The following is a 24,126-nucleotide window of genomic DNA, read 5'->3' as shown; positions in this document are numbered from 1 at the left end:
CTGAATGACTGCTCCCATCCATGTACTATGGAAAATAAATCGCCTTTAATTTTATCATAATTTTAACTTTTCTTGAATCCTGTTTTCCAAAAAACAAGTCAATCGTGTACAATAAATGGATGAATGACGGACGAAGGAGCCCTGCCCATGCTACCGCTTTATAAAAAATATGGACGTACTGTTTTTGACATCGCTTTACTTGTGTTAACTGTATATTTTATCATGTATGGTTTTAGCCGATTATATCAATTGGCTGCGCCCGTTTTTCTTTCATTTATCGTGTACTGGATGATCGAACCACTGGCCCGCTTTTTGCATCGCCGGGGATTGCCCAAAACCTTGGGAGCCGCGATATCGGTTTTACTTTTTCTCGCACTGATTGTTGCTGCTTTTTTCGGCGTGGGTTTGATTATCGTTTCTCAAATCTCCAATCTCCAGGATAACTTCCCTCGTTATGTGCAGCTGCTCCAAAGCGAGTTTACCAGTCTCGTATACTTTCTTCAGGACAAGTGGAACGCACTTCCTCCAGGAATTATTGAGAAGGTAAACGATTATTTTGCAACACTGACCGGTTTTTTGTCCACGTGGGTGACCAGTGGTGCACAACTCATCATCGGATTTCTGAGTTCTTTTTCATCATTTATCACGAACTTCGGGATTGCGATCATTCTTGCCTTCTTTCTCAGTATCGAGATTGAATCCTGGCGCAAGTTTGCACGTGCAAAAACACCAAAAACATTGAAGCTGGCTCTGGCTTTTATGCGAAACCATGTCTTCAAAACCATTCGTTCGTATCTGAAGGCACAGATGATCATGATGCTGATTACCTTTGTATTGATCTATGTTGGATTGCTCATTCTTGGAACCAACAATGCCTTCACGATCGCTGCCATTTGTGCGGTATTTGACTTGGTACCTCTGCTGGGGGTTCCCGTCATATTTATCCCATGGATTGTCTACCTGTTCATCGTAGGCAACAGCAGCTTGGCCATCGGCCTGATCGTTGTGCTTGTGATTACGATGCTGACTCGCCAGTTGCTTGAACCGAAAATATCGGGCAACTCGATTGGAGTATCTTCTGCATACCTGATGCTATCCTTTATGCTGATCTCACTCTCCATATTCGGCATTGCCGGAGTTGTACTATCCCCAGTGCTGCTGATTCTGCTAAAAGAATTGTTGCAGCAGGGGTACCTTCAGCGATGGATCCACCTGCCCAAAGATGAATTTGACTCTTCTCCATTAGTGATGGATCCGCCTGCAGGCAGCGCAAGTGACGCCAACGCGGACGCTCCTGTTGACGCTCCAATCCAGTCTAACCGTCACGAGGATTCTGCCAAATAATCCATCACGCTGCGAAAGATATCCGTAGCCTGATGGTGCCCACCGGGTGCTACGTTCTTCACCAGAACAGCCACCGCATAACGTGGCTGCTCTACTGGCCCATACCCGACAAACCATTGATGATTAAGATTCCGTCCTTTCTGCTGCACTTGAGCAGTACCCGACTTCCCTGCGACATGCCAGTGTGCCTGTTGCAGGGTTTTTCCGGTTCCATCCGTAACCACCGTACGCATCCATCTCAGCAGTTGATGAGCGGTTGCGGGGGAGATCTGACCGACTTGTGAAGGTGAATGATGCGAGGGCATTTCCAGCATGACATCTCCATCAGCGTACCGGATCTGCTGGACAAGCCGAGGCGCATGAACCCTGCCGTCATGAAGCAGACTAACCATCAGATTCGCAGCCTGCAGCGGAGTAACCCGGGTGTCTCGCTGACCAATGGCGGTCTGTACCCGTGCCCCTTCATCCTGCTGGGAGACGGCTGCTGTACGTACCCTCCCTGCATCCTCGTGATCAAATTGACGCAGTACTGACATTCCGGCTATATTTTTTCCCTCCCAGCCAACTGGCCGTGCCAGCCCCAGCGCATCTGCCGTTCGTTCCAGCTGCTCCATACTGAGACGACGAGCCGTTTCGGCAAATACAATATTGCAGGACTCAGCGAATCCTTGCTCCAGCTTCAGATCACCATGTCCATGCTCTTTCCAGCAGGATAATCCGTACCTCCCCCATTCTCCACTACAATGAAAGGTTTCCTTGGTAGACACAGCCTGAGATTCCAATGCCGCCGCCGCCGTAACGATTTTAAAAATGGAACCGGGTACAGCGCTCTGCACAGCACGGTTCGCCCATGAGGAATCTCCCGGATTCACATGCTGCGGATTGTAGAACGGTACGGAGACCATTGCGCGTACATCCGCATTTGCTGTATCGAGCACAACGATCGCCCCTTCTTTTATGCCCGATACCTCCACAATCCGCTCCACCCCCTGCTGTATGTCTGCATCAATTGTAGTCTCCACTTTTAAGGGATAATGACGATTCATTGGGGCAATTACCCTTGGTTCTATTTCCGGAATCATCTCACCTGAGCCTGTAACCATACGTGTCAGCAGGGTAGGACCCATTCCCATCAATATTGGATCTAGCGTTCGTTCCAGCCCGGCAGCTCCCGACTTCAGAGCAAATGGTTGTTTTACTTCATCTGTATGATGGTCACGTCCGTTGAGAACTCCAGGTTGTTCAGCCAAATAGCCCAGCCATTGCATGCCTGTACGATTCTGGCCATAACGTGACATCATGGGATATACTCCCGCACCCTCCCCCACAATCTCACGAAGGCTCGCTGCTTGTGATTCATCCAGTACAATCGGTTGATGCTTGCCTGCCGTCCAGAAATGGGGAGCATATCCCTGTTCCCATTCTTTAATTAGCCGTGCTGTATCCGTATGTAATATGGCTGCCATCTGTTTCAATCTGTAGTCTGCCGTATTTGATGCAGATCGGAAGTCCTTTTGTCCAGGATGCGGAAAAAGCACAAGTCCCCACTGCAGGTTACCCGTTAATGCTCTTCCCTTTCGATCTGTGAACTGTCCCCGGCCGGGATCAAGCATAACCCCGCGTTCACGCTGCAATACAGACATCTCGCGGACTGTTCGCTGAGATCCTGGCATCATTCGATTCACCTGAACCATCTGAATCCAACCGAGGCGGAGGATTAACACTGCAAAAATGACGGTCAGGAAGACACATCCAACATAAATTCTTCTTTTCAGTTGTACATGCATACTTCCTGATCACGCCCTTTCTCTTTTTTCACATAGTATGTTTCATTACATTTGGAATTATCCGGCAAACAGCAATAAACCTGTTCCATGAACGGAACAGGTTTATTGAAGATATCCATGAGATTCTACATTGGTCTAAACTGTAAAGCGGGACAACGTATTTTTAAGTTCAGTGGATACATTCTCCAGCTTGTCAGACAGGTTCACCAACTGGTTGCTAATATTTTGCTGCTCACTGCTCAAAGACGCCACTTCCTCCGATGTCGCGGACGATTCCTCAGCTACTGCGCTAACATTACTCATCGCCTCAGACAACGTACCTTGAGACTTGTTCAGATCTCCGATGGACTCCGTGACCATGTCCAGTTTCTCTACAAATGCACCCATCTGCTGCTGTACCGAAGCAAAAATCACATTGGTATCTTTTACTGCATCCATCTGTTCCCGGAATAACGGGTTGACATTGGACAAGGCGGTGACAGTCTCGTTCATCTCAAGCATAATTTTATCTGTAATGTCACCTACCATGTCGATGGACTGTCTGGACTGCTCAGCCAGTTGTCGAACCTCACCAGCAACGACCATGAATCCGCGTCCTGCTGCACCGGCACGTGCCGCTTCAATGGTGGCGTTCAGTGACAAAATATTGGTCTGCTTCGTAATGTTCTGAAGCACATCAAGGACTTTCAGAACGGAAGATGTACTCTCTTTCAGAGAGTCTACCTTGTTCACCAGTGCACCAATCATTTCTTCCGTCTTCTGTGTCTTCGTCATTAATTGATTCAAGTGCTGTGTTCCTGTTTCACTGGCTCTTTCCACATGTCGGGCAGATTGTCCCATTTGCTCGTTTGCGGCAACCACACTCTCCATCTGACGGGAGATGTTGTCGGTCAACTCATTACCGCGCTCGGCTTCCGATGCCAAGCTGCTTGCCCCACCTGCAATCTCTTCAGTGGCTACTGCAATCTCCGATGCTGAAACCGCTGTTTTCTTGGACGCATTGCTAAGCTCTGAGGCTGTATCCAGCACCTCCTGCGCGGAACGATTCGTTTGCTCAACCAGCTTCGTAATCTGTTCCATCATCAGATTGAAGGCAGCAGATAACTGGCCAATTTCATCTTTGGAGGTAAATGGTGTACGCACCTTCAGATTCCCTTTCGCACCCTCCTGCATCAGGTCTTTCAATCTTCCCAGCGGACGGGCAATCATGCGGACCATCCATACACCAATCAGTACTGCAATCGCTGCATCAATCAATGCCATCCATAATGTCAGCGTCAAAATGCCTTTGGCATCCTGAACCAACATGGAAGTAGGTACCATTCCAATTAGTTTCCAATCCGATGATTCCATCGTACTGTAAACTACAAGCATATCCGTAGATTTCCCATCAACCGTATATTCTGCATTGGTACTGCCCATTTGCTCCGTCAAATCTCCGTAAAAGGCAAGCTCCGTCTCCTTCCCTGTACGGTCAGGAATCGTTGAGGCTACTACTTTTTTGTCCGGGGCAATGAGCTGAAGCACAGCTCCCTCTCCCAGATTAAGCGATTTCAACTGTTCCTCCAAAACTTCGAGTTTCAATTCAATGACCAGGACATAGGACTGATTTGTCCCTTGCAGATTTTTCATAGACCGAGCGATTCGGAACGTTGGAGCACTTCCATCTTCTTTGGTTTCTGTAGGAAGCCAGCGATATCCGCCAGACTTTACTAACTCGTCATACCAAGCCTCGCTTCGAATATTACCCATGGAAGAGCTGCTGCTACCCGTTCCCATCGTGGACTTGGTTTCGTCCGTTGGTACCAGATAAATCGCTTCCATAGATTTATTTGTAAATGCTACATTGGATAGCTGTTTATTGATGGAGCTTGAATTGATAAACGTATCATATGCCGTCAAATTCGCATTAGACATGTTTTGCAACAAGGATTGCATTTCCGGATCAAAGAAGATCTGGGTAGACGTATCCACAAATCGTTCCAGAATGATGTCCATTTTTTCTTTGGTTTGATCAATCGTTTCCTGATTTGCCCTGGAGGCATTTTCCTCAATTGTGTTTTTGGCTTTCGAGTAGGATAATAGACCCAAACTAATCACAAAAATCATAATGCCCGCAAAAAAGATTAAAAACAGTTTAACCCCTACCGATTTGACCGGATTTGCCTTCCGGACCTGAGTTAACGTTGTTCCCCCCATCTTATTCCACTGAATCTTTTTCCAATCCAGCTTAAACGGTTTCTTGTTCGATGGTTTTTCTGTCTTACCTTTCAGGAAGCTTAATTTCTTAAACTTTTGATCTTTCGGCTTCTTTTCCTTCACTGGTTTTTTCACCTTTTCCCCACTGTCCTTCTGCTTCTTTTGAACCAATCCCATTCACCTGCCAGTTTGCTAGTTATATTTTTCTTTCTCTCCCCTATAAACATGTAATATTCGACAGTTTTCCCCTTTCCCCTTTCGTTTTCCAAAAATATTTTGCAACTTTTTTCCTATTTTCCTATAAAAAAAAGCCCCCCGTATACCGATATACGGAGGACTATATTTTTGATTTATAACATAATCTTGTTAATAGGTAACACAATCTTGTTATAAGTAGGTCATTCAACCTATTTCTTTTTTCTCATCATATCAAAGTAGGATACAGGCTGATCCACCTTCATTTTGATTAATTGTAACGGGTGGCGTGCTGCATCGAGCACATTGCCTTCTTCATCCTGAATTTCACCTACAACTTGCTTGAAAAAGGTTCCATTCGGACCGAAAAATTCGATCTCCTGTCCAGGTTTGAAATGATTCCGCTGCTGGATTGTCGCCATTCCTGTGGCCGCATCATAATCCATAACCAATCCTGCGAAATCATAAGGTACTGCTTTTTCTTCGGGCTCATAAATATGATCCTCATGATCCGGTGTATCATAGAAAAAGCCCGTGTTTAATGGACGGTTGGCAGCCTTATTCATTTCTTCAACCCATTCCGGCTTCAATACGTAGTTTTCCGGGTCGGCCATGTAAGCATCAATCGCTTGACGATATACGTTTACAACGGTTGCCACATAGTGGATCGACTTCATGCGTCCTTCTATTTTGAAACTATCCACACCCACATCAATCAACTCGGGAATATGGCCAATCATGCACAGATCCTTCGATCCCATGGAAAACGAATTGTCCTGCTCCTCGAACAGGGGCAGCTGATTTTCTCCCAGTTTGAAAGGCGCAGGAGCTTTCATCTGCATCTCTTCTTCACTGACCCACACCGTATCTTCTCTGGCATCTTCAAACAAATCATATTTCCAGCGGCATGATTGGCAGCAGCCACCCCGATTAGAATCCCGATCCGTAAAATGATTGGAGAGTACACAGCGCCCGGAATAAGAGGAACACATCGCGCCATGGATGAAGGCTTCAATTTCGATATCCACGTTAGCCTTGATCTCTTCAATCTCCTCAAAGCTGGTCTCACGCCCCAGAACCACACGTGGGAGGCCTTCCTCTTTCCAGAACTTCACGGCTTGCCAGTTCAGCGTTGACTGCTGAGTACTAAGGTGCACCTCAAGACCAGGAACAGCACGCTGGGCCACTTCAATAATCGCCGGATCAGCTACGATTACAGCTGAGATACCCGCATTGTACAGATTTTGCAAATACGCTTCAATGCCCTCGATATCTTCATTGTGTGCATAGATGTTCGTAGCCACAAATACTTTGGCACCGTATTTATTGGCAAATTCCACACCTTCACGCATTTCTTCAAAGCTGAAGTTATCCGCGTTGGAACGGAGTCCATATGCCTGTCCACCAATATACACGGCATCTGCGCCATAATGGATCGCAAACTTGAGTTTTTCCAGATTTCCCGCCGGAGCAAGCAGCTCCGGTTTGTCCAGACGGTTACGTTTACCCGAAAATTTTCGCTGTACCGCCACTGTTTCCATTTCGTTCACCTCGTCTATTAATACACCTGTTCTTTGTAGAAAAAGCCAAATGACAGCTCCCGTTCAGGATCCTGCAATTGGCGAACCTCATCCAGCCACTCATCAGAGAAAGCATATGCATCGGCATCAGCTACATAGCTGTCAATCGCTTTCCGGTATGCCCGTACAACAGCTTCATTATAAACCAGGGGTTTGAGAATGCCTTCTATTTTAAAACTATGCACGCCTGCCTCCATCATCAAATGGAGATCCTCCAGAATGCATATATCCTCTGAACTCATGATGTGTGTACCGTTAATATCTTCATAGATCGGAAATTTCTCATCCCGACGCTCAGCCTCAATCAGGAATAACCCGCGTTCTTTACCGAGATTCCCTTCTACCGGACGGCCCTGATGCGCCATATAACTTTGGACCAGACTGCGCTTGGAATGATAAATATTCGTCATGCCATGAACCTGAACCTGAGCTTCCACCCTCAGAAAAGGGACCATCTCCGTCAGTTCATCCATATTCAACTCCCGAGCAAGCACGACACGACTGGCACCCTTGTTTCCCCAGTAGTTGGCTGTCGCGTAGTTCGTCGAAGTCATCTCCGCGTTCCAGTGCAGTTGAATATGTGGAGCATATTCCTTGATCGCAGCCAGTACGGACGGATCATTAAATTCCACCGCATGGACGCCAATTTTGCCTAGAGCCTGGACATATTCAGGGAGTTCCTTCAAGAGCTCGTTGGACATCAGGTTATTCATCGATACATAGACACGCGCCTGATGTTTGGCAGCAATGGCTACCACCTCTGCTGTCTCTTCCACAGTGAAACTTCGGGGTAAACGCATGCCGAAGCGATCATCCCCAATTAACAAAGCATCTGCTCCGGCCTGGAGCAGCACTTCTGCTTCATTTACATTTGCTGCCGTAACGAGCAGTTCATGCTTCTTACTCATATACATCCCCTCCGCTTATTGCGCAGCCTTACTTTTGGCTATATTTTGCTGATGTTCCTTATATGTTTTGGCAAACAGATGCCCGGATGAACCATCCTTTTTGGTGACATAGAACAGATACTCCGAAGCTTCCGGTTCGAGAGCAGCCTCAATGGAAGCCAAACTCGGGCTTGCAATCGGCCCTGGTGGCAGTCCTTTGTTCAGATACGAGTTGTATGGACTTTGCACCTTCAAGTCTTTGAACAACAATCGTGCCTTGGGCTTATCCAGCAAATATTGAACAGTAGCATCGATCTCCAGCTTCATATCCTGCTTAAGCCGGTTATCAATCACACCTGCTACCAGAGCGCGTTCCTGATCAACCACAACTTCTCTCTCTACAAGAGAGGCAATCGTAAGCAGCTCATGCAAAGAAAGATTTCGCTCCTGCAGTTTCGTTTCCAAATCCGGAATGGAGCTGATCTTGCTCTGGAATTCCTCAAGCATTCGCTGCATGACGTCATGTGTGGTGCTGCCCTTTTTGAGCTCATAGGTCTCTGGGAACAAATACCCCTCCAAGACATAGCGAAGCTCCTCATCCACCGGGATGTCCTTAATGATGTCAACATCAAAGGAAGAAGGGTCGTTCGCCAGCTTGATGAATTCCTCACGGTCAACGACACCCTCTGCCGACAACTTATCCGCCATTTGCAGCACCGTGTATCCTTCAGGGATCGTAAACTTCACCATTTCTTCCGGTACAACTTCACCACTACTCAGCTTGGTAATAATCTCATCGTATGACACGCCAGGATTCATGGAATATGTACCTGCCATAAAATTCGATCCTTGCTTCTTCCATTTCAAATATCCTTTGAACGCTAAACCGCTTCGAATTAGCCCTTCTTGTTCAAGCTGATCCGCAATTTGGGATGTTCCCGATCCGCTCTTGATCTCGAATACGACCGGATCTGCCGAGGTCGCAACAGGACGCATCATGCTCCAGACAGCAGCACCGCCGCCTCCAGCAACAATTACAATGATAAGCAGAACGATTATTATGGCTTTTCCTTTCAAAAAAGACACAACTCCTTTACACAACCAAAAAGAGCGGACTTCTCCGCCCTTCCGGTTTCTTCAATTTGAAGCTGATCAATCTTCATCAATGGGGAGAGTACATTCATCGTACAGTTCCGAGATGTTCTCCCACTCATCATCATCGTCAATCGTAACTAACTCCGGCATAACCTGGCCTTCAGTTCCAGGCAAGACCCGCAGAAGTTCAACTTCGTCGTAAGGACGTAATGAACTGCGGAGTACCGCATACTGCTGACCCTTCACTTCAAACTCAGCCAGCAAGTCATACGGATGGGACTTACCGTTCTCTTCTTCCAGCTCAACATGAGCACCAAAAGCCAGACGCAGCGAATCTGTCCATTTCAGGTCTTTGCGGCTGTATTCGGTCATTTAGTTCGCTTCCTCTTCATCTTCTGCCAAAAATGTATTAAACGTCTCCTCGACAATATCCCATTCGGCATCATCTTGGATGACGAAAAGTTTAATATCGTCGCCATCTTCTTCATAACGGAATGCATATACATCCGTTTCTCCATCTTCAGGTTCAACCGGAGCAACCATCATGTACTTGGCCTCCGACCCATCCACTTCAAACTTCATGATGACTTCAAATTCTTCTTCATTGCCCTCGTCATCCGCGATGTAAATAATCTCCGATTCTTCTTCCATACCCAGTTGATCTTCAGCCATTGTTGATCCCCCTCACCTTTTACTGTTCGCATCTAAATAATTTTGCAAAATCAAGCTTGCGGCCATTTTGTCCACAACCTGCTTGCGTTTTTTCCGACTGACATCCGCTTCAATCAACGTTCGTTCTGCTGCCATGGTTGTCAGCCGTTCATCCCAAAGGTGAACAGGTAAATTCAGTTCGCCCCGCAGTCGTTCGGCAAAAGCAATACAGATCTCGCCACGCGGCCCTACGGTGCCGTTCATGTTTTTGGGGAGCCCGACAACGATCTCGCTGATTTCGTGCTCACGCACAAGCTCAGCAATTCGACCGAACTCGCCTTCATCCCGGCGGCGTTCAAGCACTTCTAATCCCTGGGCAGTCCAACCGAAGGCGTCACTAACGGCAACTCCGATTCTTCGGTCCCCATAATCCAAACCTAATATTTTCATCCATGCTCTCCCATCCTCAAGCCCGCGTAGGAGGATTACATACTCCCCTTCTTAAGCTTCAGGCTGTCTTCTGTCGGTTCATTTCCCGCTGCATGCATGGCTGCATCACAGCGGAAGCGGTATACATTACCGGTGATTGGCCAGATAGGAACGTACAAGCTCTTCAATCAGCTCATCGCGCTCCTTTTTCCGGACCAGACTGCGTGCGTTGTTATGACGAGGAATGTATGCCGGGTCTCCCGAAATCAGGTACCCGACAATCTGGTTGATCGGATTATACTCCTTATCCACCAGTGCATCATACACCGTAAGAAGAATCTCTTTGGAGGATGCTTCCTGCTCGTCAGCTTTCACATTAAATTTAACCGTCTTATCCATGGAGTCCATTGATGACACCTCGCTCCTGCATGAACATGGGGACCATGTCCTGCCGAATTGATTTCTGCTTATATAATAACATATTCTGACTGCCACGAGTAAACAAAGGAGAATGCAATTGTGTTTTTTGCTTGTCCGTTATTGTGCAATGAGTGATACCGCCAGTTTCAGCGCTTCATCCAGCTTGGACGCATCCTTGCCTCCGGCTTGTGCCATGTCTGGACGGCCACCGCCACCGCCGCCACATACTGCCGCGACTTCCTTGACAATTTTACCGGCGTGAAGACCTTGTTTCACTTTTTCAGCAGGAACAGCAACCACGAAGTTCACCTTGCCATCTGCTGGAGCACCCAGAACGAGTACGGCATCAGGCAGTTTTACTTTCAACTCGTCGGCAACGGTACGCAGTGCATCCATGTTCGGTGCATCCACTCGGGCAGCGAGCACTTGTGTATCTCCTGCCTGTACCACTTGATCTGTCAGCGCGCCTGCTTCCATGGCACTCAGCTTGCTTTGCAGCGATTCCGTTTCTCTCGCCGCTTCTTTCAGCTGATGATTCAAACCTTCAATCCGCTTAGGCACATCGGCAACATTGGATTTGAGCAAGGCAGCCGATTGCTTGAGCAGCTCCAGTTGGCTCTCAACGAAGAGATACGCACCGCGACCGGTTACAGCCTCGATCCGGCGTACACCGGAACCAATTCCGCTCTCGCTCACGAGTTTGAACATGCCGATCTCCGATGTATTGTTTACGTGACAGCCGCCACAAAGTTCCAAACTGTAGTCACCGATTTGTACGACACGCACAATATCTCCGTATTTTTCACCAAACAACGCCATTGCGCCCATTTCTTTGGCTTCATCGATGCCTTTCAATTCAATGTTTACATTCAGGCGATTCCAGATCTGCTCATTCACCTGGCGCTCAATCTCTGTCAATTCTTCCGGCGTAATGCTGCCGAAGTGGGAGAAGTCAAACCGCAGACGCTGTGGTTCCACGAGTGATCCTGCCTGATTGACATGCGTACCCAGTACATCCTTAAGTGCTTTGTGCAGCAAATGGGTAGCTGTATGGTTTTTAATAATATCTCCACGCTTGGACGCATTCACTTCCGCTTGAATGACTTCGCCCACACGCAGTTCACCTGATTCCACGCTTACCATGTGTACGTGCTGTCCTTGTGGAGCTTTGAACAAACCTTGTACTTTTGCAGTGACGCCTGCTCCGCGCAGCAAGCCCTGATCGCTCACTTGTCCGCCGCTCTCCGCATAAAACGGAGTTTTGTCCAGGATAACCTGACAGGTTTGTCCTTCGCTCACAGAATCTACAAGGGCGTCGCCAGCAACGATGGCAACCACTTTTGCTTCCGTCAACAGGTCAGTATAACCAACAAACTCGCTTTTAACCTCCAGATCGGCAAGTGGTCCACCTTGGACTTTCATGCTTTCGCTTTCCTGACGACCTGCACGCGCACGATCACGCTGCTCTTGCATGGAAGCATCGAATCCTTCACGATCGACAGTCAAACCATGCTCTGCGGCATAATCTTCGGTAAGGTCAAACGGGAAACCGTATGTGTCATACAGTTTGAATGCTTCCGGTCCACTGATCACCGTGCGGCCTTCGGCTTTGGCTGCAGCACTGATGTCTGCCAGGATAGCCAGTCCGTCGCTAAGTGTTTCATGGAACCGCTCTTCTTCAGTTTTGATGACTTTGGCGATGAATTCTTGCTTCTCTACTACCTCTGGATAGTAAACTCCCATCACTTCACCGACCGTTGTTGTCAGTTCATAGAGGAATGGACGATCCAGTCCGAGTACTTTTCCGTAGCGTACTGCACGACGCAGCAGGCGGCGGATAACATATCCGCGTCCTTCGTTACTTGGCAGCACACCGTCACCGACTGCAAAAGCAACGGTACGAATATGGTCAGCAATGACTTTGAGTGCAATATCAATCTCAACGCTGTCATTATATTTCACACCAGCAAGTGCTGCTGTTCTTTGAATCATCGGTTGGAACAAGTCTGTGTCAAAGTTGGAATCAACATTTTGCAGAATGGAAGCAAAACGCTCCAGACCTGCACCTGTATCAATGTTTTTGTTTGGAAGCGGCGTGTAGCTGCCATCCTTGTTGTGATTGAATTGGGAGAATACCAGGTTCCATACTTCCAGGTAACGTTCATTTTCTCCGCCTGGGTACATTTCCGGATCATTCATGTCATTGCCGTAGGCTTCACCGCGATCATAGAAAATCTCAGTACAAGGTCCGCATGGACCTTCGCCGATATCCCAGAAGTTCTCGTCCAGCTTGATGATGCGTTCAGCTGGCAATCCTACTTTTTCGTTCCACAGTTTGAAGGCTTCTTCATCTTCGGGATATACCGTTACGGACAAGCGCTCCGGATCGAAACCGATCCATTCCTTGCTCGTCAGGAATTCCCATGCCCAGGTAATCGTCTCTTCCTTGAAGTAGTCTCCAATGGAGAAGTTACCGAGCATTTCGAAGAACGTATGGTGACGACGTGTTTTGCCGACATTTTCAATATCGTTGGTACGAATACATTTTTGGGAGTTCGCAAGACGCGGGTTCTCCGGTTTCTCACGACCGTCAAAATAAGGCTTAAGCGGGGCCATACCTGCATTGATCCACAAAAGGGATGGATCGTTGTGCGGTACGAGCGATGCACTAGGCTCGATTTTGTGACCTTTACTTGCAAAAAACTCTATCCATTTGGAACGGATTTCACTGGCTTTCATACTGGCTGCCCCCAATTAATTATTATGGTCCGGTGCTGTTCGCTCCGGTTGGTTAACATTACTTTTTGTAAAAATAAACACAAAAAACGCCCCTGAAATATCAGGGACGATGTTATCGCGGTACCACCCTGGTTATTGCTGCTAGTCCTTCATTCCCGGACAGATCAGCAATCTCCTCGTTCATGCGAATAACGGTCGCGCCCGGCAGGGTTGTCCTGCACTCCGAAATCAGCTTTCCGCCGCTTCAACTTTCAAGACTCTTCCAGCCATCGGATATCAGATCTGGATCTAATCCGAAGAAGTCTATTCTCTGAGGAAAGGAACCCTCGGCGTACTTCATTTCATCATCGATTTCATTTTCTAAACATGTCACTTTATTATATCGGTACGCCAAGCGAGTGTCAATGTGCCCCCAAGTGACAGTCCGTTAAGGGATAGTCAGTCTGTTCTCCGCTTGATGTAATAGGCAAAAAAGTGCTGCACAATGACCTTCAGAACGGCAAAAACGGGCACTGCCAGAATAAGACCTACAATACCTGCCAATTGTCCACCAACAAGGAGCGCAAAAATAATGGACAACGGATGCAGATGGAGCGAACGCCCCACCACCTGTGGAGAAATAACATTGCTCTCCAGCACCTGGCATAGTGTGTTTACGATAACTACCAGCAGGACCATTTTAACAGATACGGTTGAAGCCATGATGACGGCTGGCGCTGCACCCAGGAAGGGCCCCAGGTACGGCACGATATTAAATACCGCCACAATGCTTGCCAAGAGCAGCGCGTAAGGCATATCAATGACCACGTAACCGATATAGGCGAGAATACCGACAATCACACAGACGATAAATTGCCCGCGGATATAGTTACCGAGTGCTGTATCGATCTCTTTCATGACGGAAACGATGGCTTTGCGGCGGGAACGCGGGAGATAAGCAACGACCGTGCGTTCAAACACTTCGAAGTCTTTTAACATATAGAAAATGAGAAACGGCACGATAAACACGTTAAACAGCATATTGATCGTTGCCCCGATATTGTCCATCAGCATTGTGATGCCTTGGGTAAGACGGTCCTCCATCTGGAAGAACCAGCTGTTCATGCCTGTTCGTACACTCGGTGGCATCAATTTGTGATCCATGCTGTTCATTAGACTCTGGACTCTCATCGATAGTTCGGGCATATGCTCGTTCAGTTCTTCAAGCTGCTCAATCAGCACCGGAATGACATTCATTAGTATGACCCCGATACAGGTGAGAAAAAAAGCATAGATAAGCAAAACGGCGATGGAGCGCGGCACCTTGCGCCCGCCCAACATGCTTACGATCGGATTGAGAACATAGGATATGATGAGAGCCACGATAAAAGGTGCCAGTACAGTTTTCAGGAATCCATATATATGAAGCAGCAAAGGCCTCAGCAGCCATATAAAATACAGAATGATCAAGCCGAGCAGCAGCCAGATGGCATAACGGAACAGCTTGTTTTTGGTTAATTGCTCCACTTGCATCTCTCCCCTTTGGACTGGCTCTGAAAGTCAGTATATGTAGGAAAGGGAAAATTTATTAACCCCGTACAAAAGTGGAACAGAAGAAAACAAAAACGCCTCCTTCACTATGGAAAGAGACGCATGTTGCTAACCGCGAGAGCATACATTAATGCATGCTGGACAGACCGCTATGTAACTGTCATCTATACACATCTGTCGCCAAGTGACGACAGGGCTCATGATATCGATTGTCACAAAACCGCATATAGAGGAAGTTTTTCCCGTTTTTAAGAAGATGCGTGAAGGTGCGGGAAGTCTTGCGGCAGCTCTTCCCCGAAGAACAGATCGTCAAGAGAACTGAGCGTTCCGTCTTCTTCAACCTGGTACACAGACATTTTCTCACCATTTACGTTCAATTCGATAAAGCAACCCCAGCAATAAAACTGGTGGGAACCAATTTTCCCGATATCTTTGGAACTACAATTTGGACATTTCATATACATTCACCTATCCATTAACAGAATGAATGGCATTTTCCAAGCGCTGTTCACTCAGTGGAGGCACCATAATGGCACTTTCCCCGATAGACATATCGCTTGTACATGGCAGCCATTTACGGCCCTCAATCAGATCGGACACGAAACCGTCCGTAATTTCAATCCCTATTATTGTATTTCCCAACTCTTGGTCAAAATAAACATCAGAGACTCGTCCAAGCAGCAAACCTTCTTCGGTCAGCACGGACATCTCTTTCAATTTAGACTGCCCAAGAAGATACGTGTGTTTTATGTCGTCGGCTCCCGTCTTGCGGACAGCCTGTTGATTACGGATCATGACGGCATCTTCGCCGTAGGCAACAATGTCTTGCCACTGCACGATTTTGACATGACTGGTAAACAGGCCTTTATTCTCAAGTTCAATGCCTTCAATTTTCCAATCGTCACTTACAATGAAATCCTGGATTTTACCGACCTGTTTTCCGTCCTCGACATCAAAAACGGCTAGTCCGATCATTTCCTGAAGCTTCATCGCAGGGTCCTCCTCATCTTCTTATCATTAAATAGGCGCGGCGCTATTGCTAGGTATGCCCAAAGTTGATGAGTGGCAATCAGACGCCGATCATCAAAACCGCTTCTATCTAACCGATGAAATGGAACTTCTCCCCTCCTTATGTTCCATGTGCAAAAGAGCCCCTTAGGGTCTATTACGCAAGCGTTCAAGAATGGTTCCAATTTTTTCGGCGGTTTTCATGATTTCTTCCGTAGTATTACCCAATCCCCAGCTAAATCGAATCGCAGAATGCAAAAATGCCTCCGGCAGGTTCATCGCTTTAAGTACATGAGAGACTTCAAGGGAGCCTGAAGTACATGCAGAACCACTCGCAACCGCGATGCCTTCCATGTCCAGGTTCATTAACATCGTTTCTGTGGACACTTCGGGAAAACTGATATTCAGGATGTTGGGCAATGTATATTCCGGGTGGCCGTTCACATGAAAATGCTCTATACCCACGTGGATTTTCAGCTGTTCCAACAAAAGGTGCCGTAATTCCAGATCATGCTGACGATGCGTTTCGGCCTGCTCTGTTGCGATTTTGAGTGCCTCTGCAAATCCGGCAATCCCCGCTATATTTTCCGTACCTGCACGCCGCTGACGCTCTTGCAGTCCTCCATGGGATCTCGCTTCCAGAACAATTCCCCGACGTACATAAAGTGCACCTACACCTTGCGGCCCATTAATTTTATGCGCAGAGAAACTGATCAGGTCAACCGGTAGATCTTTACAGGAGATGTTTTGGGTGCCCAGCGCCTGTACCGCATCGGTATGGAATAAAATTTGATGCTGCCGCGCCAGTTCGCCTATTTCGCGGATCGGCTGAATCGTTCCTACCTCATTATTGGCAAACATCATCGTAATGAGTACCGTATCCGGACGAATAGCCTCTCGCAGTTCATCCATGCTTACTCTCCCGTGCTTATCTACAGGCAGATAGGTTACTTCACAACCTTGACGCTCAAGCTCCTGACAGCTGTGCAGAACGGCATGATGTTCGATTGCCGTTGTAATAATATGTCTTCCCTGTTCTTTTCTCGCCGATATTGCACCAAAAATCGCCAGGTTATCACTTTCCGTGCCCCCACCCGTAAATACGAGCTCATCCGGAAAACAACCCAAATAAGCCGCAATGCTGTCCCTTGCTCCGCTAACCGTCCGTTTGGCTTCCCGACCAAAAGCATGAATGCTTGAAGCGTTGCCATACTGACCTGTCATGACTTTCATCATCGCTTCCGCCACTTGTGGATGCATGGGTGTTGATGCAGCGTGGTCCAAATAAATTCTGTTCATGTTATTCACCCCGTTATATGTTGAATTCTATCGCGTTCATTTGGTGTAAAATGCAGCTCTTGCATGGCTAAAGCCCCCAAAATGGGGGCTTTAGTGTGTCAGCTGTGATGGTTAATATCAACCTTACTAGATATAAAACATGTAACTGTCTTTTTGTTCCTGATCCTGGAATGTAATCAGGTCTTTTAGCGTGGTGGAATCCAGTACCTCTGCAATGCTGTCACGAATGCGCAGCCACAGATCACGTTTGGCCGGATCATCTTCTTCGGTGAAGTCCACTGGGGAGATCGGTCCCTCCAGGACACGAATCACGTCACCTGCAGTCACTGTCGCAGGATCTCCTGCCAAAATGTAACCGCCGTAGGCGCCCCGGATGCTCTTAACAAGTCCGGCATTGCGCAATGGTGCGATCAGCTGCTCCAGATAATGTTCTGAGAGCTGGTTGCGCTCAGCAATGCTTTTAAGTGATGTGGGGCCTTCGCCTGTTCTTGCAGCCAGCTCCATCATAATGGTTAGCCCGTAACGGCCTTTTGTCGATATTTTCAAAGGAGTCACCTCTTTCAATTTTCAGAAAAACAATTACAATATTATATTGGTGTGGTTCAAGACCGTCTTTTTCATGATCCCACTGCAGGATACGAAAAATACAGATCTCAAGGCTTCTAATCCTCCGTATTCCGATCATAACCCTCAGCTAATGTTAACATATCTGCAGGCTTTATGGAAAAGAAAGATTGACGATATTCAAAATTGTACGCCTGGAGTGGACACTATCCAAAAAAGGCCGGGTGTATCGTAACTTGAGTCCGGTTATGCTAGAATAGAAACGAAACACATTTATAATAGAAAATGGTGATAACGATGTCCAAAACAATTGAGAATACTCGGGTCGTCGTTGGCATGTCCGGAGGTGTCGATTCTTCCGTTACCGCATTGCTGCTGAAGGAGCAGGGATACGATGTCATCGGCATTTTCATGAAAAACTGGGATGACACGGACGAGTTCGGCCACTGTACCGCTGAAGAAGATTCAGAGGACGTTCGCCGGGTTTGTGAACAGATCGGCATTCCTTACTACACTGTCAACTTCGAGAAAGAGTACTTTGATAAAGTATTTACCTATTTCCTTGATGAATATAAGTCAGGTCGGACACCGAATCCGGATGTCATGTGCAACCGCGAGATCAAATTCGGTGAATTCCTGAACAAGGCACTTGATCTGGGTGCTGACTATGTTGCCACAGGCCACTATGCTCGCCTTGTCGAAGAAGACGGCACATTCAAACTGCTGCGAGGGGTAGACAGCAACAAGGACCAGACCTACTTCCTTAATGCACTCAATCAGAACCAGTTGTCCAAAGCCATGTTCCCCATCGGTCATCTTCCCAAACCTGAGGTGCGGAAAATTGCTGAAGCGGCAGGCTTGTACACAGCCAAGAAAAAAGACAGCACAGGTGTCTGCTTTATCGGTGAGCGTAATTTCAAAGAGTTCCTGAGCAACTATCTGCCTGCCAAAGGTGGAGACATGGTTGATATTGTAACGGGTGAAGTAAAAGGCCGTCATGACGGACTGATGTACTACACCCTCGGACAGCGCCAAGGTCTCGGTATTGGCGGGTCCGGCAATGGTGAACCATGGTTCGTGGCAGACAAGGATCTGGAGAAAAATCAACTGCTTGTTGTTCAAGGCGATGCACACGCGAGCTTGTACTCGACAGGTTTGACGGCTACTGGCGTAAACTGGATCGCTGGCGCTGATCATGTGCCTAACGAATCCTTCCGCTGTACCGCCAAATTCCGTTACCGTCAGCCGGACCAAGGCGTCACACTGACTTGGCAGAAAGACGGAAGCGTGGATGTACAGTTCGATCAACAACAAAAAGCCATTACACCAGGACAAGCGGTTGTATTCTATGATGGCGATGTTTGCCTGGGCGGCGGAACCATTGATCAGGTTCAAAAAGTACCTGTCCCGGCGATGCAATAATCGGGGAAGACCCCATTATGTATAGAATTCGGAATACCCTGTATTCCCATCATAAAAGCCATCTTTCATGTATACCATGAAGGATGGCTTATTTCCTGCTTTTTCCTGTAAAAAGAATATTTTTTTGGTTATGCAGTTAACCACATGCCTGCGTATGAGGCAGCAACACCCAGTAAAACTGAACTGATAACATAAAGTACAGCCGATGAATAACGTTTCTTGGTCACCAGGTTAACCGTTTCATACCCAAAGGTCGAAAAGGTCGTAAATGCTCCGCAAAATCCGGTGCCCCACACAACCCAGATTCCGTCCGAGATCATCTCCGATTGATGCCATCCATATAACAAGCCGAGCAGCAGAGAACCGCTGATGTTAATGATCCATGTCCCCCATGGAAAAGCCGTCCCGAGGTTCTCTGAAATCCACCGCCCCAGACTGTAACGAAGTATGGCTCCTAACATGCCTGCCAGTCCGACCCATATGATCATGTTGCAGCGCCATCCTGCGCCGATTTACCCCGCATAAGCTGCCCCAGCCTGATTCCCAAAGCACAGAGCAGCAAGCCTGCGAGCAAACTTGCCATCATATACATGAAGGCCTTCATCCACATGCTGCCATCAGATAAACGGACGATATCCAGCGTAAACGTGGAAAATGTGGTGAACGCGCCTGTAAATCCAGTGCCAATTGCAAGGCGAAGTTGTGGGGTTATTTTGTCTGGAACGGCAACGGTAAAGAACCAACCCAAAAACAGGCTGCCGAGGGCATTAATCAGCAGCACTGCCCAAGGAAAGCCTGCATTGCCAGCGGGTATCCCTAACTGTATGACATATCGAGTCCATGTGCCCAAAAATCCGCCGGCACCTACATATAGAACCTCTTTCACGTTGTACACATCTCCCGGGTCATCAACATTACAACTCTCTTCGCCGCTGTTGGTTCAGCCTGATTTTCGACTCGTTGCCCTGTTCCGTTGCTTCATAGAATACTCTCCGTGAGAGCTGCTTGGGCAGGTACTCCTGCTTCACGTAGTGGCCAGGGTAGTTATGCGGATATTGATAACCTTCATGTCCCAGCTTCACAGCACCTGAATAATGCGTGTCCCTTAAATGGAGCGGGACCTCAGCCGACTTAACCTCATCGATCGCATTCATCGCCTTCGATATGGCAGTGTATACTGCATTCGACTTCGGACTCTCTACTGCGAACAAAATTGCCTGCGCAATATTCAGCTTCGCTTCCGGCCATCCGTTGTTACGGTATGCGTCCAGTGCACCAATAGCCTGAGTCATCGCTTGGGGGTTCGCCAGTCCGATGTCCTCACTGCTCGCAGCAATCAGACGACGAATAAACGTCATCGGATCCATGCCCAGCTTCTCAACTGCATACAAAAACCAGAACAATGCAGCATCACTGGAACCGCGAATGCTCTTGTGAAAAGCAGACAGCACATCATATTGGGTGGACTCATCTGCTTTCACAATCGGACGTCGGATCGACTCCTCCGCAACGGCGAGTGTAATATGAATGGAGCCATCCTTCTCGGGCGGTGTGGTTAATGCAGCGAGTTCCAGAGCATTCAGGGCACGCCGAATATCGCCATTAGCCATCGTGGCAATGTGACCCAGGGCTTCATCGTCTGCCTGCAATTCCATGAATCCGAGCCCTTTATCCGAATCAGCCAGCGCACGACGCATGGCAATAAGTGAATGCTCCTTGTTCAGTGATTCGAGCTGAAAGAGGGTGGAGCGGCTCATCAAGGCCCCATTCACATAGTGAAACGGATTCTCTGTCGTAGCACCAATAAATATAATGGTGCCCTTCTCCACAGCCGGCAGCAATGCATCCTGGCGGGAGCTGTTGAAGCGATGTACCTCATCAAGGAACAATATGGTTTTGGTTCCGTACAGCTGCTTGTTGGTCTGCGCCTGCTCAATGACCTCACGCACATCCTTCACAGAGGCATCCACCGCGTTTAGACGAACAAACTGTCCCTGTGTATGCTGGGAGATGATATGGGCAAGCGTTGTTTTGCCACAGCCGGGAGGACCGTAGAGCAGAATGGACGAAATCTGGTCTGCTTCAATCGCACGCCGCAGCAGCTTCCCGGGTCCAATAATATGTTCTTGTCCAATATATTCATCAAGATGCTCTGGTCGCATACGATCAGCAAGCAGTCTTGCCTGGGGCTTTGAATCCTGTTGAAACGAAAATAAATCCAATGCTCATCACTTCCTTAACGGATTACCTATACTAAAATCCTGCTTAACTAAACGTCTGAATAATCTGCACTCTCTATCATATCATATTCCTGCGGCAGCATAGCCATAAATGCGCCAAGCGCACTGCTGACAAACGCATCCTTGCGTGTAATAAAACGAGTCATCATGCGGCTCATGCCGGTGGGAAGCGAATGCTTGCGCAGGATGCCACTTTCGATCTGCTGCCGAATCACAATCTCTGGTAACAGCGAGATTCCCATCCCCGATGCCACACCGCTAATGATCGCTTCCAAAGTACCAAATTCCATAATCACCGGACGGTTCACCCCACAGGAGAGCAGCCATTCCTCTAACGTTTGGCGGTAGGAACACCCCATGCTGTAGACAAGGATTGGCTTGCGTGTAAGTTCTTCCGCCTGCCCCACACCCGACGAGACCACAAACAGTTCTTCATCGAATACATCAATGGACTCGATTTCGGGATGATCACATGAACAACCAATAAACGCCCCTTCCAATTCATACCCGATAACTTGATCAATAAGCATTTGCGAATTGCCAGTAGCCAGTGACAAAGACACGTCCGGATACTGTTTATAATATCTGGAGAAAAGTTCAGGCAGGCGTACCGCAGCCGCCGTCTGTGTAGATCCTATACGCAATGGCCCGGATGGCGTGCTCGTTGCCCGAAGCGCCTTGGATGCCTCATTCAGCAAACCAATAATTTTATCCGCATAGGCCAGCAGCATCTCTCCGGCTGGAGATAATGTCATCCCTCGGTTGTGACGGATGAACAACGTTGTACCCACTTCGGCTTCCAGATGCCTGATTCGTGCCGTTACGTTGGATTGAACATACCCGAGCTTGGAAGCAGCTTTGGTCAGATTCCCTTCCTGTGCAACACATTGAAATATTCTAAGATCCCCGCTCTCCATGGTCCCCCCACTCTGACATCATTTAAAATGATATCCAGTTCATTAACAATCATTATACTTCATGTGTAAACCGGACTACAATTCATGTAGATCCCAAACCAGTCATCTGACTGGATGATGATAAGGAGTGTTCAGCATGACATACTGGAAAAACAGAGTAGCTTTGATCACAGGTGGTGGAACAGGCATAGGCCGTGCTGTCAGCCTATTGTTGGCCGGGCGTGGAGCATTGGTTGCTGTCAATTACTCCCGCTCGCAGGATGCAGCAGAAGAGACGGTTCAACACATTTTGGATGAAGGAGGGCAGGCATTCGCCGTTCAGGCCAATGTTGCCGATGAATTGGACGTCCGGCGAATGGTCACTACAGTAACCGAAACCTATGGCCCCATAACGGCCCTTGTTAACAATGCCGGAATTACTCGTCATATCCCCTTGCACGATCTGGAAGCCGTTACGGATGATGTCTGGAATGAATTGTATGATGTGAATGTGAAAGGCATATTTTATTGCGCTCGTGCAGTGAAGGAAGGAATGCAGCAGGCAGGCGGTGGCTCCATTGTGAACCTGGGCAGTATTGCGGGCAGAACAGGTTCCGGCTCCTCCCTCCCTTACGCAGTCTCCAAAGCCGCAGTTCATGGACTGACCTTATCTCTTGCCCACGCACTCTCACCGCTCATTCGGGTAAATGCCATCGTTCCTGGCGCCGTTGCAACACGTTGGTGGGCCGGAAACGAGGAGCGAATGAATCGTCTCGGTGGTTCGTTGTTATTGCAGAGAATTTCCTCGCCTGAGGATATTGCCCACATGATATGTGCTTCGCTTGAACAGCCATCCATGACCGGACAACTTATTACCGTAGATGGCGGCCAGACCCTATGAACTCCAGTCATGATAAAGATACATCCACAACTATGAAACCATTAAAATACACACTAGGGATCATTTTGACGACATTGATCATGGGGACTTCTTTTCCGGTTGGCAAGATAGGCATTTTGTATGCTCCACCTTTCCTTCTTATGGGATTACGTTATGTACTGGCAGGTGGCTTGATGGCCTTGATTCTACGTAAACGCCCTTTACCCACCGGATGGCACGCATGGTTGAAAATAATCGTAATCGGGCTGTTCCAATCCGCAGGAGTGATGGGCTGCGCCTACTACAGCATGAACTGGATTACATCCGGGGAATCTGCCATTATAACGTTTACCAATCCGTTGTTAGTCATTATCATCAGCGCTCTCCTGTATGGGTTAACCTATCGTTTCAGTCAATGGATGGGTGTCATCCTCGGTTTTGCAGGAATCATGTTAACCTTTGGTTGGCATATGAGCTTTAGCCCCGGAACCTGGATTGGATTTGGCGGTGCAGTCTCTTTCGCGGTATCCACGCTGCTCATTAAACGCTGGGGTGATCGTTACGATACTTTTGTGCTTACTGCCTACCAGATGCTGGCCGGAGGTACGGCGCTGCTTCTGCTGAGCGCATGGACTGAAGAGCCTCACTTTATGATGAACACCACCTCGGTTGTGGTGCTGCTCTGGTTAACGCTTTTTTGCTCCATCATCCAGTTTTCACTCTGGTTTTATTTACTGCAGCACAGTAATCCGGCCCAAACCAGTTCCTATTTATTCCTCGCACCTTTCTTCGGTGTATTGTCGAGCTGGATTCTGCTGGGAGAGCAGATACAGTGGGTCGTTGGGGCAGGTGGTTTACTTATTGGTGTCGGCATTTTCCTCGTCAACCGTCGTGCATCCAGAATGACAAAAGAAGACCGTCAATCAAAACTCTCCCGGCGTTCTTCGCCGGCAAGTTAAAC

At 47.9% G+C, this 24,126-nt stretch carries 23 protein-coding genes; 4 read left to right on the top strand and 19 right to left on the bottom strand.

Annotation, left to right across the window (positions count from 1 at the left end):
* The first annotated feature begins 147 nt into the window (after positions 1–147).
* On the top strand, positions 148–1,344 hold the full coding sequence (locus HP552_RS20165) for an AI-2E family transporter (protein ID WP_175397195.1): 1,197 nt from the start codon (positions 148–150) through the stop codon (positions 1,342–1,344).
* On the opposite strand, the gene HP552_RS20160 is transcribed toward HP552_RS20165, so the two are convergent.
* From HP552_RS20160 to cymR, 15 genes are all read right to left on the bottom strand, one after another.
* Complete coding sequence (locus tag HP552_RS20160; protein WP_246310981.1) at positions 1,323–3,020, bottom strand: peptidoglycan D,D-transpeptidase FtsI family protein; 1,698 nt, start codon at positions 3,018–3,020, stop codon at positions 1,323–1,325. The two genes, HP552_RS20165 and HP552_RS20160, sit on opposite strands and share 22 nt — an antisense overlap.
* Positions 3,021–3,266: 246 nt before the next feature.
* The gene (locus HP552_RS20155) at positions 3,267–5,507 is read right to left on the bottom strand and encodes a methyl-accepting chemotaxis protein (RefSeq protein WP_246310980.1); all 2,241 of its coding nucleotides are present in this window, start codon (positions 5,505–5,507) and stop codon (positions 3,267–3,269) included.
* Between the two features lie 230 nt (positions 5,508–5,737).
* Entirely contained in the window at positions 5,738–7,066 is a 1,329-nt protein-coding gene (locus tag HP552_RS20150) for a peptidase U32 family protein (RefSeq protein WP_175397193.1), read from the bottom strand.
* 17 nt (positions 7,067–7,083) lie between these two features.
* The gene (locus tag HP552_RS20145) at positions 7,084–8,013 is read right to left on the bottom strand and encodes a peptidase U32 family protein (protein ID WP_175397192.1); all 930 of its coding nucleotides are present in this window, start codon (positions 8,011–8,013) and stop codon (positions 7,084–7,086) included.
* 15 nt (positions 8,014–8,028) lie between these two features.
* Positions 8,029–9,069 carry an endolytic transglycosylase MltG gene (gene mltG, locus HP552_RS20140; protein ID WP_217506509.1) on the bottom strand — a complete coding sequence of 347 codons (1,041 nt, stop codon included), beginning with the start codon at positions 9,067–9,069 and terminating at the stop codon, positions 8,029–8,031.
* 75 nt (positions 9,070–9,144) lie between these two features.
* Entirely contained in the window at positions 9,145–9,459 is a 315-nt protein-coding gene (locus HP552_RS20135; RefSeq protein ID WP_175397191.1) for a DUF1292 domain-containing protein, read from the bottom strand.
* The gene (locus tag HP552_RS20130) at positions 9,460–9,759 is read right to left on the bottom strand and encodes a DUF1292 domain-containing protein (protein WP_127538641.1); all 300 of its coding nucleotides are present in this window, start codon (positions 9,757–9,759) and stop codon (positions 9,460–9,462) included.
* 12 nt (positions 9,760–9,771) lie between these two features.
* Positions 9,772–10,188, bottom strand: coding sequence for a Holliday junction resolvase RuvX (ruvX, locus tag HP552_RS20125; protein ID WP_095289522.1), 417 nt, complete (start codon positions 10,186–10,188; stop codon positions 9,772–9,774).
* Positions 10,189–10,314: 126 nt separating this feature from the next.
* A complete protein-coding gene (locus HP552_RS20120; RefSeq protein WP_024633073.1) occupies positions 10,315–10,575 on the bottom strand; it encodes an IreB family regulatory phosphoprotein in 261 nt (86 codons plus the stop codon).
* A gap of 129 nt (positions 10,576–10,704) precedes the next feature.
* Positions 10,705–13,326, bottom strand: coding sequence for an alanine--tRNA ligase (alaS, locus tag HP552_RS20115; protein WP_175397190.1), 2,622 nt, complete (start codon positions 13,324–13,326; stop codon positions 10,705–10,707).
* Positions 13,327–13,764: 438 nt separating this feature from the next.
* Positions 13,765–14,832 carry an AI-2E family transporter gene (locus tag HP552_RS20110; protein ID WP_175397189.1) on the bottom strand — a complete coding sequence of 356 codons (1,068 nt, stop codon included), beginning with the start codon at positions 14,830–14,832 and terminating at the stop codon, positions 13,765–13,767.
* A gap of 272 nt (positions 14,833–15,104) precedes the next feature.
* Positions 15,105–15,314 (bottom strand): YrzR-like zinc ribbon domain, encoded by a 210-nt coding sequence (locus HP552_RS20105; RefSeq protein WP_095289519.1) that lies wholly within the window; start codon positions 15,312–15,314, stop codon positions 15,105–15,107.
* Between the two features lie 10 nt (positions 15,315–15,324).
* Positions 15,325–15,846, bottom strand: coding sequence for a PRC-barrel domain-containing protein (locus tag HP552_RS20100; protein WP_175397188.1), 522 nt, complete (start codon positions 15,844–15,846; stop codon positions 15,325–15,327).
* Between the two features lie 165 nt (positions 15,847–16,011).
* Positions 16,012–17,163, bottom strand: a complete 1,152-nt coding sequence (locus HP552_RS20095) for a cysteine desulfurase family protein (protein ID WP_175397187.1) — start codon at positions 17,161–17,163, stop codon at positions 16,012–16,014.
* 126 nt (positions 17,164–17,289) lie between these two features.
* Complete coding sequence (cymR, locus tag HP552_RS20090; RefSeq protein ID WP_076287765.1) at positions 17,290–17,709, bottom strand: cysteine metabolism transcriptional regulator CymR; 420 nt, start codon at positions 17,707–17,709, stop codon at positions 17,290–17,292.
* Positions 17,710–18,024: 315 nt separating this feature from the next.
* On the opposite strand from cymR, the gene mnmA reads away from it, so the two are divergent.
* A complete protein-coding gene (gene mnmA / locus HP552_RS20085; protein ID WP_175397186.1) occupies positions 18,025–19,149 on the top strand; it encodes a tRNA 2-thiouridine(34) synthase MnmA in 1,125 nt (374 codons plus the stop codon).
* Positions 19,150–19,277: 128 nt separating this feature from the next.
* Here the strand turns inward: mnmA and crcB are convergent, their stop codons facing one another.
* From crcB to HP552_RS20065, 4 genes are read right to left on the bottom strand one after another with little or no spacing between them, the layout of a single operon-like run.
* Complete coding sequence (gene crcB / locus HP552_RS20080; protein WP_175397185.1) at positions 19,278–19,637, bottom strand: fluoride efflux transporter CrcB; 360 nt, start codon at positions 19,635–19,637, stop codon at positions 19,278–19,280.
* Entirely contained in the window at positions 19,634–20,035 is a 402-nt protein-coding gene (locus tag HP552_RS20075) for a FluC/FEX family fluoride channel (protein ID WP_175397184.1), read from the bottom strand. The genes crcB and HP552_RS20075 overlap by 4 nt, the downstream gene beginning before the upstream one ends.
* A 28-nt stretch (positions 20,036–20,063) precedes the next feature.
* A complete protein-coding gene (locus tag HP552_RS20070; RefSeq protein ID WP_175397183.1) occupies positions 20,064–21,371 on the bottom strand; it encodes a replication-associated recombination protein A in 1,308 nt (435 codons plus the stop codon).
* A 47-nt stretch (positions 21,372–21,418) separates the two neighbouring features.
* A complete protein-coding gene (locus HP552_RS20065; RefSeq protein WP_175397182.1) occupies positions 21,419–22,306 on the bottom strand; it encodes a LysR family transcriptional regulator in 888 nt (295 codons plus the stop codon).
* A gap of 136 nt (positions 22,307–22,442) precedes the next feature.
* On the opposite strand from HP552_RS20065, the gene HP552_RS20060 reads away from it, so the two are divergent.
* Both HP552_RS20060 and HP552_RS20055 read left to right on the top strand, forming a co-directional pair.
* Positions 22,443–23,186, top strand: a complete 744-nt coding sequence (locus HP552_RS20060) for an SDR family NAD(P)-dependent oxidoreductase (RefSeq protein ID WP_175397181.1) — start codon at positions 22,443–22,445, stop codon at positions 23,184–23,186.
* Positions 23,183–24,124: a DMT family transporter gene (locus HP552_RS20055; RefSeq protein ID WP_175397180.1), complete on the top strand. Its 942-nt coding sequence runs from the start codon at positions 23,183–23,185 to the stop codon at positions 24,122–24,124. The genes HP552_RS20060 and HP552_RS20055 overlap by 4 nt, the downstream gene beginning before the upstream one ends.
* The last annotated feature ends 2 nt before the right edge of the window (positions 24,125–24,126 follow it).

The organism is Paenibacillus xylanilyticus (assembly GCF_013359935.1).
GTDB lineage: Bacteria > Bacillota > Bacilli > Paenibacillales > Paenibacillaceae > Paenibacillus > Paenibacillus xylanilyticus.
This window is presented reverse-complemented; position numbering and strand designations above follow the sequence as displayed.

Coding starts and splice junctions, on each gene's coding strand:
- HP552_RS20160 (WP_246310981.1), bottom strand. CDS start 3,020: ATGATGCCAGGATCTCAGCGAACAGTCCGCGAGATGTCTGTATTGCAG.
- HP552_RS20105 (WP_095289519.1), bottom strand. CDS start 15,314: ATGAAATGTCCAAATTGTAGTTCCAAAGATATCGGGAAAATTGGTTCC.
- alaS (WP_175397190.1), bottom strand. CDS start 13,326: ATGAAAGCCAGTGAAATCCGTTCCAAATGGATAGAGTTTTTTGCAAGT.
- HP552_RS20150 (WP_175397193.1), bottom strand. CDS start 7,066: ATGGAAACAGTGGCGGTACAGCGAAAATTTTCGGGTAAACGTAACCGT.
- HP552_RS20055 (WP_175397180.1), top strand. CDS start 23,183: ATGAACTCCAGTCATGATAAAGATACATCCACAACTATGAAACCATTA.
- ruvX (WP_095289522.1), bottom strand. CDS start 10,188: ATGAAAATATTAGGTTTGGATTATGGGGACCGAAGAATCGGAGTTGCC.
- HP552_RS20060 (WP_175397181.1), top strand. CDS start 22,443: ATGACATACTGGAAAAACAGAGTAGCTTTGATCACAGGTGGTGGAACA.
- HP552_RS20130 (WP_127538641.1), bottom strand. CDS start 9,759: ATGGCTGAAGATCAACTGGGTATGGAAGAAGAATCGGAGATTATTTAC.
- HP552_RS20155 (WP_246310980.1), bottom strand. CDS start 5,507: ATGGGATTGGTTCAAAAGAAGCAGAAGGACAGTGGGGAAAAGGTGAAA.
- HP552_RS20095 (WP_175397187.1), bottom strand. CDS start 17,163: ATGAACAGAATTTATTTGGACCACGCTGCATCAACACCCATGCATCCA.
- HP552_RS20135 (WP_175397191.1), bottom strand. CDS start 9,459: ATGACCGAATACAGCCGCAAAGACCTGAAATGGACAGATTCGCTGCGT.
- HP552_RS20165 (WP_175397195.1), top strand. CDS start 148: ATGCTACCGCTTTATAAAAAATATGGACGTACTGTTTTTGACATCGCT.
- mnmA (WP_175397186.1), top strand. CDS start 18,025: ATGTCCAAAACAATTGAGAATACTCGGGTCGTCGTTGGCATGTCCGGA.
- HP552_RS20100 (WP_175397188.1), bottom strand. CDS start 15,846: ATGAAGCTTCAGGAAATGATCGGACTAGCCGTTTTTGATGTCGAGGAC.
- HP552_RS20145 (WP_175397192.1), bottom strand. CDS start 8,013: ATGAGTAAGAAGCATGAACTGCTCGTTACGGCAGCAAATGTAAATGAA.
- crcB (WP_175397185.1), bottom strand. CDS start 19,637: ATGATCATATGGGTCGGACTGGCAGGCATGTTAGGAGCCATACTTCGT.
- HP552_RS20065 (WP_175397182.1), bottom strand. CDS start 22,306: ATGGAGAGCGGGGATCTTAGAATATTTCAATGTGTTGCACAGGAAGGG.
- HP552_RS20120 (WP_024633073.1), bottom strand. CDS start 10,575: ATGGACTCCATGGATAAGACGGTTAAATTTAATGTGAAAGCTGACGAG.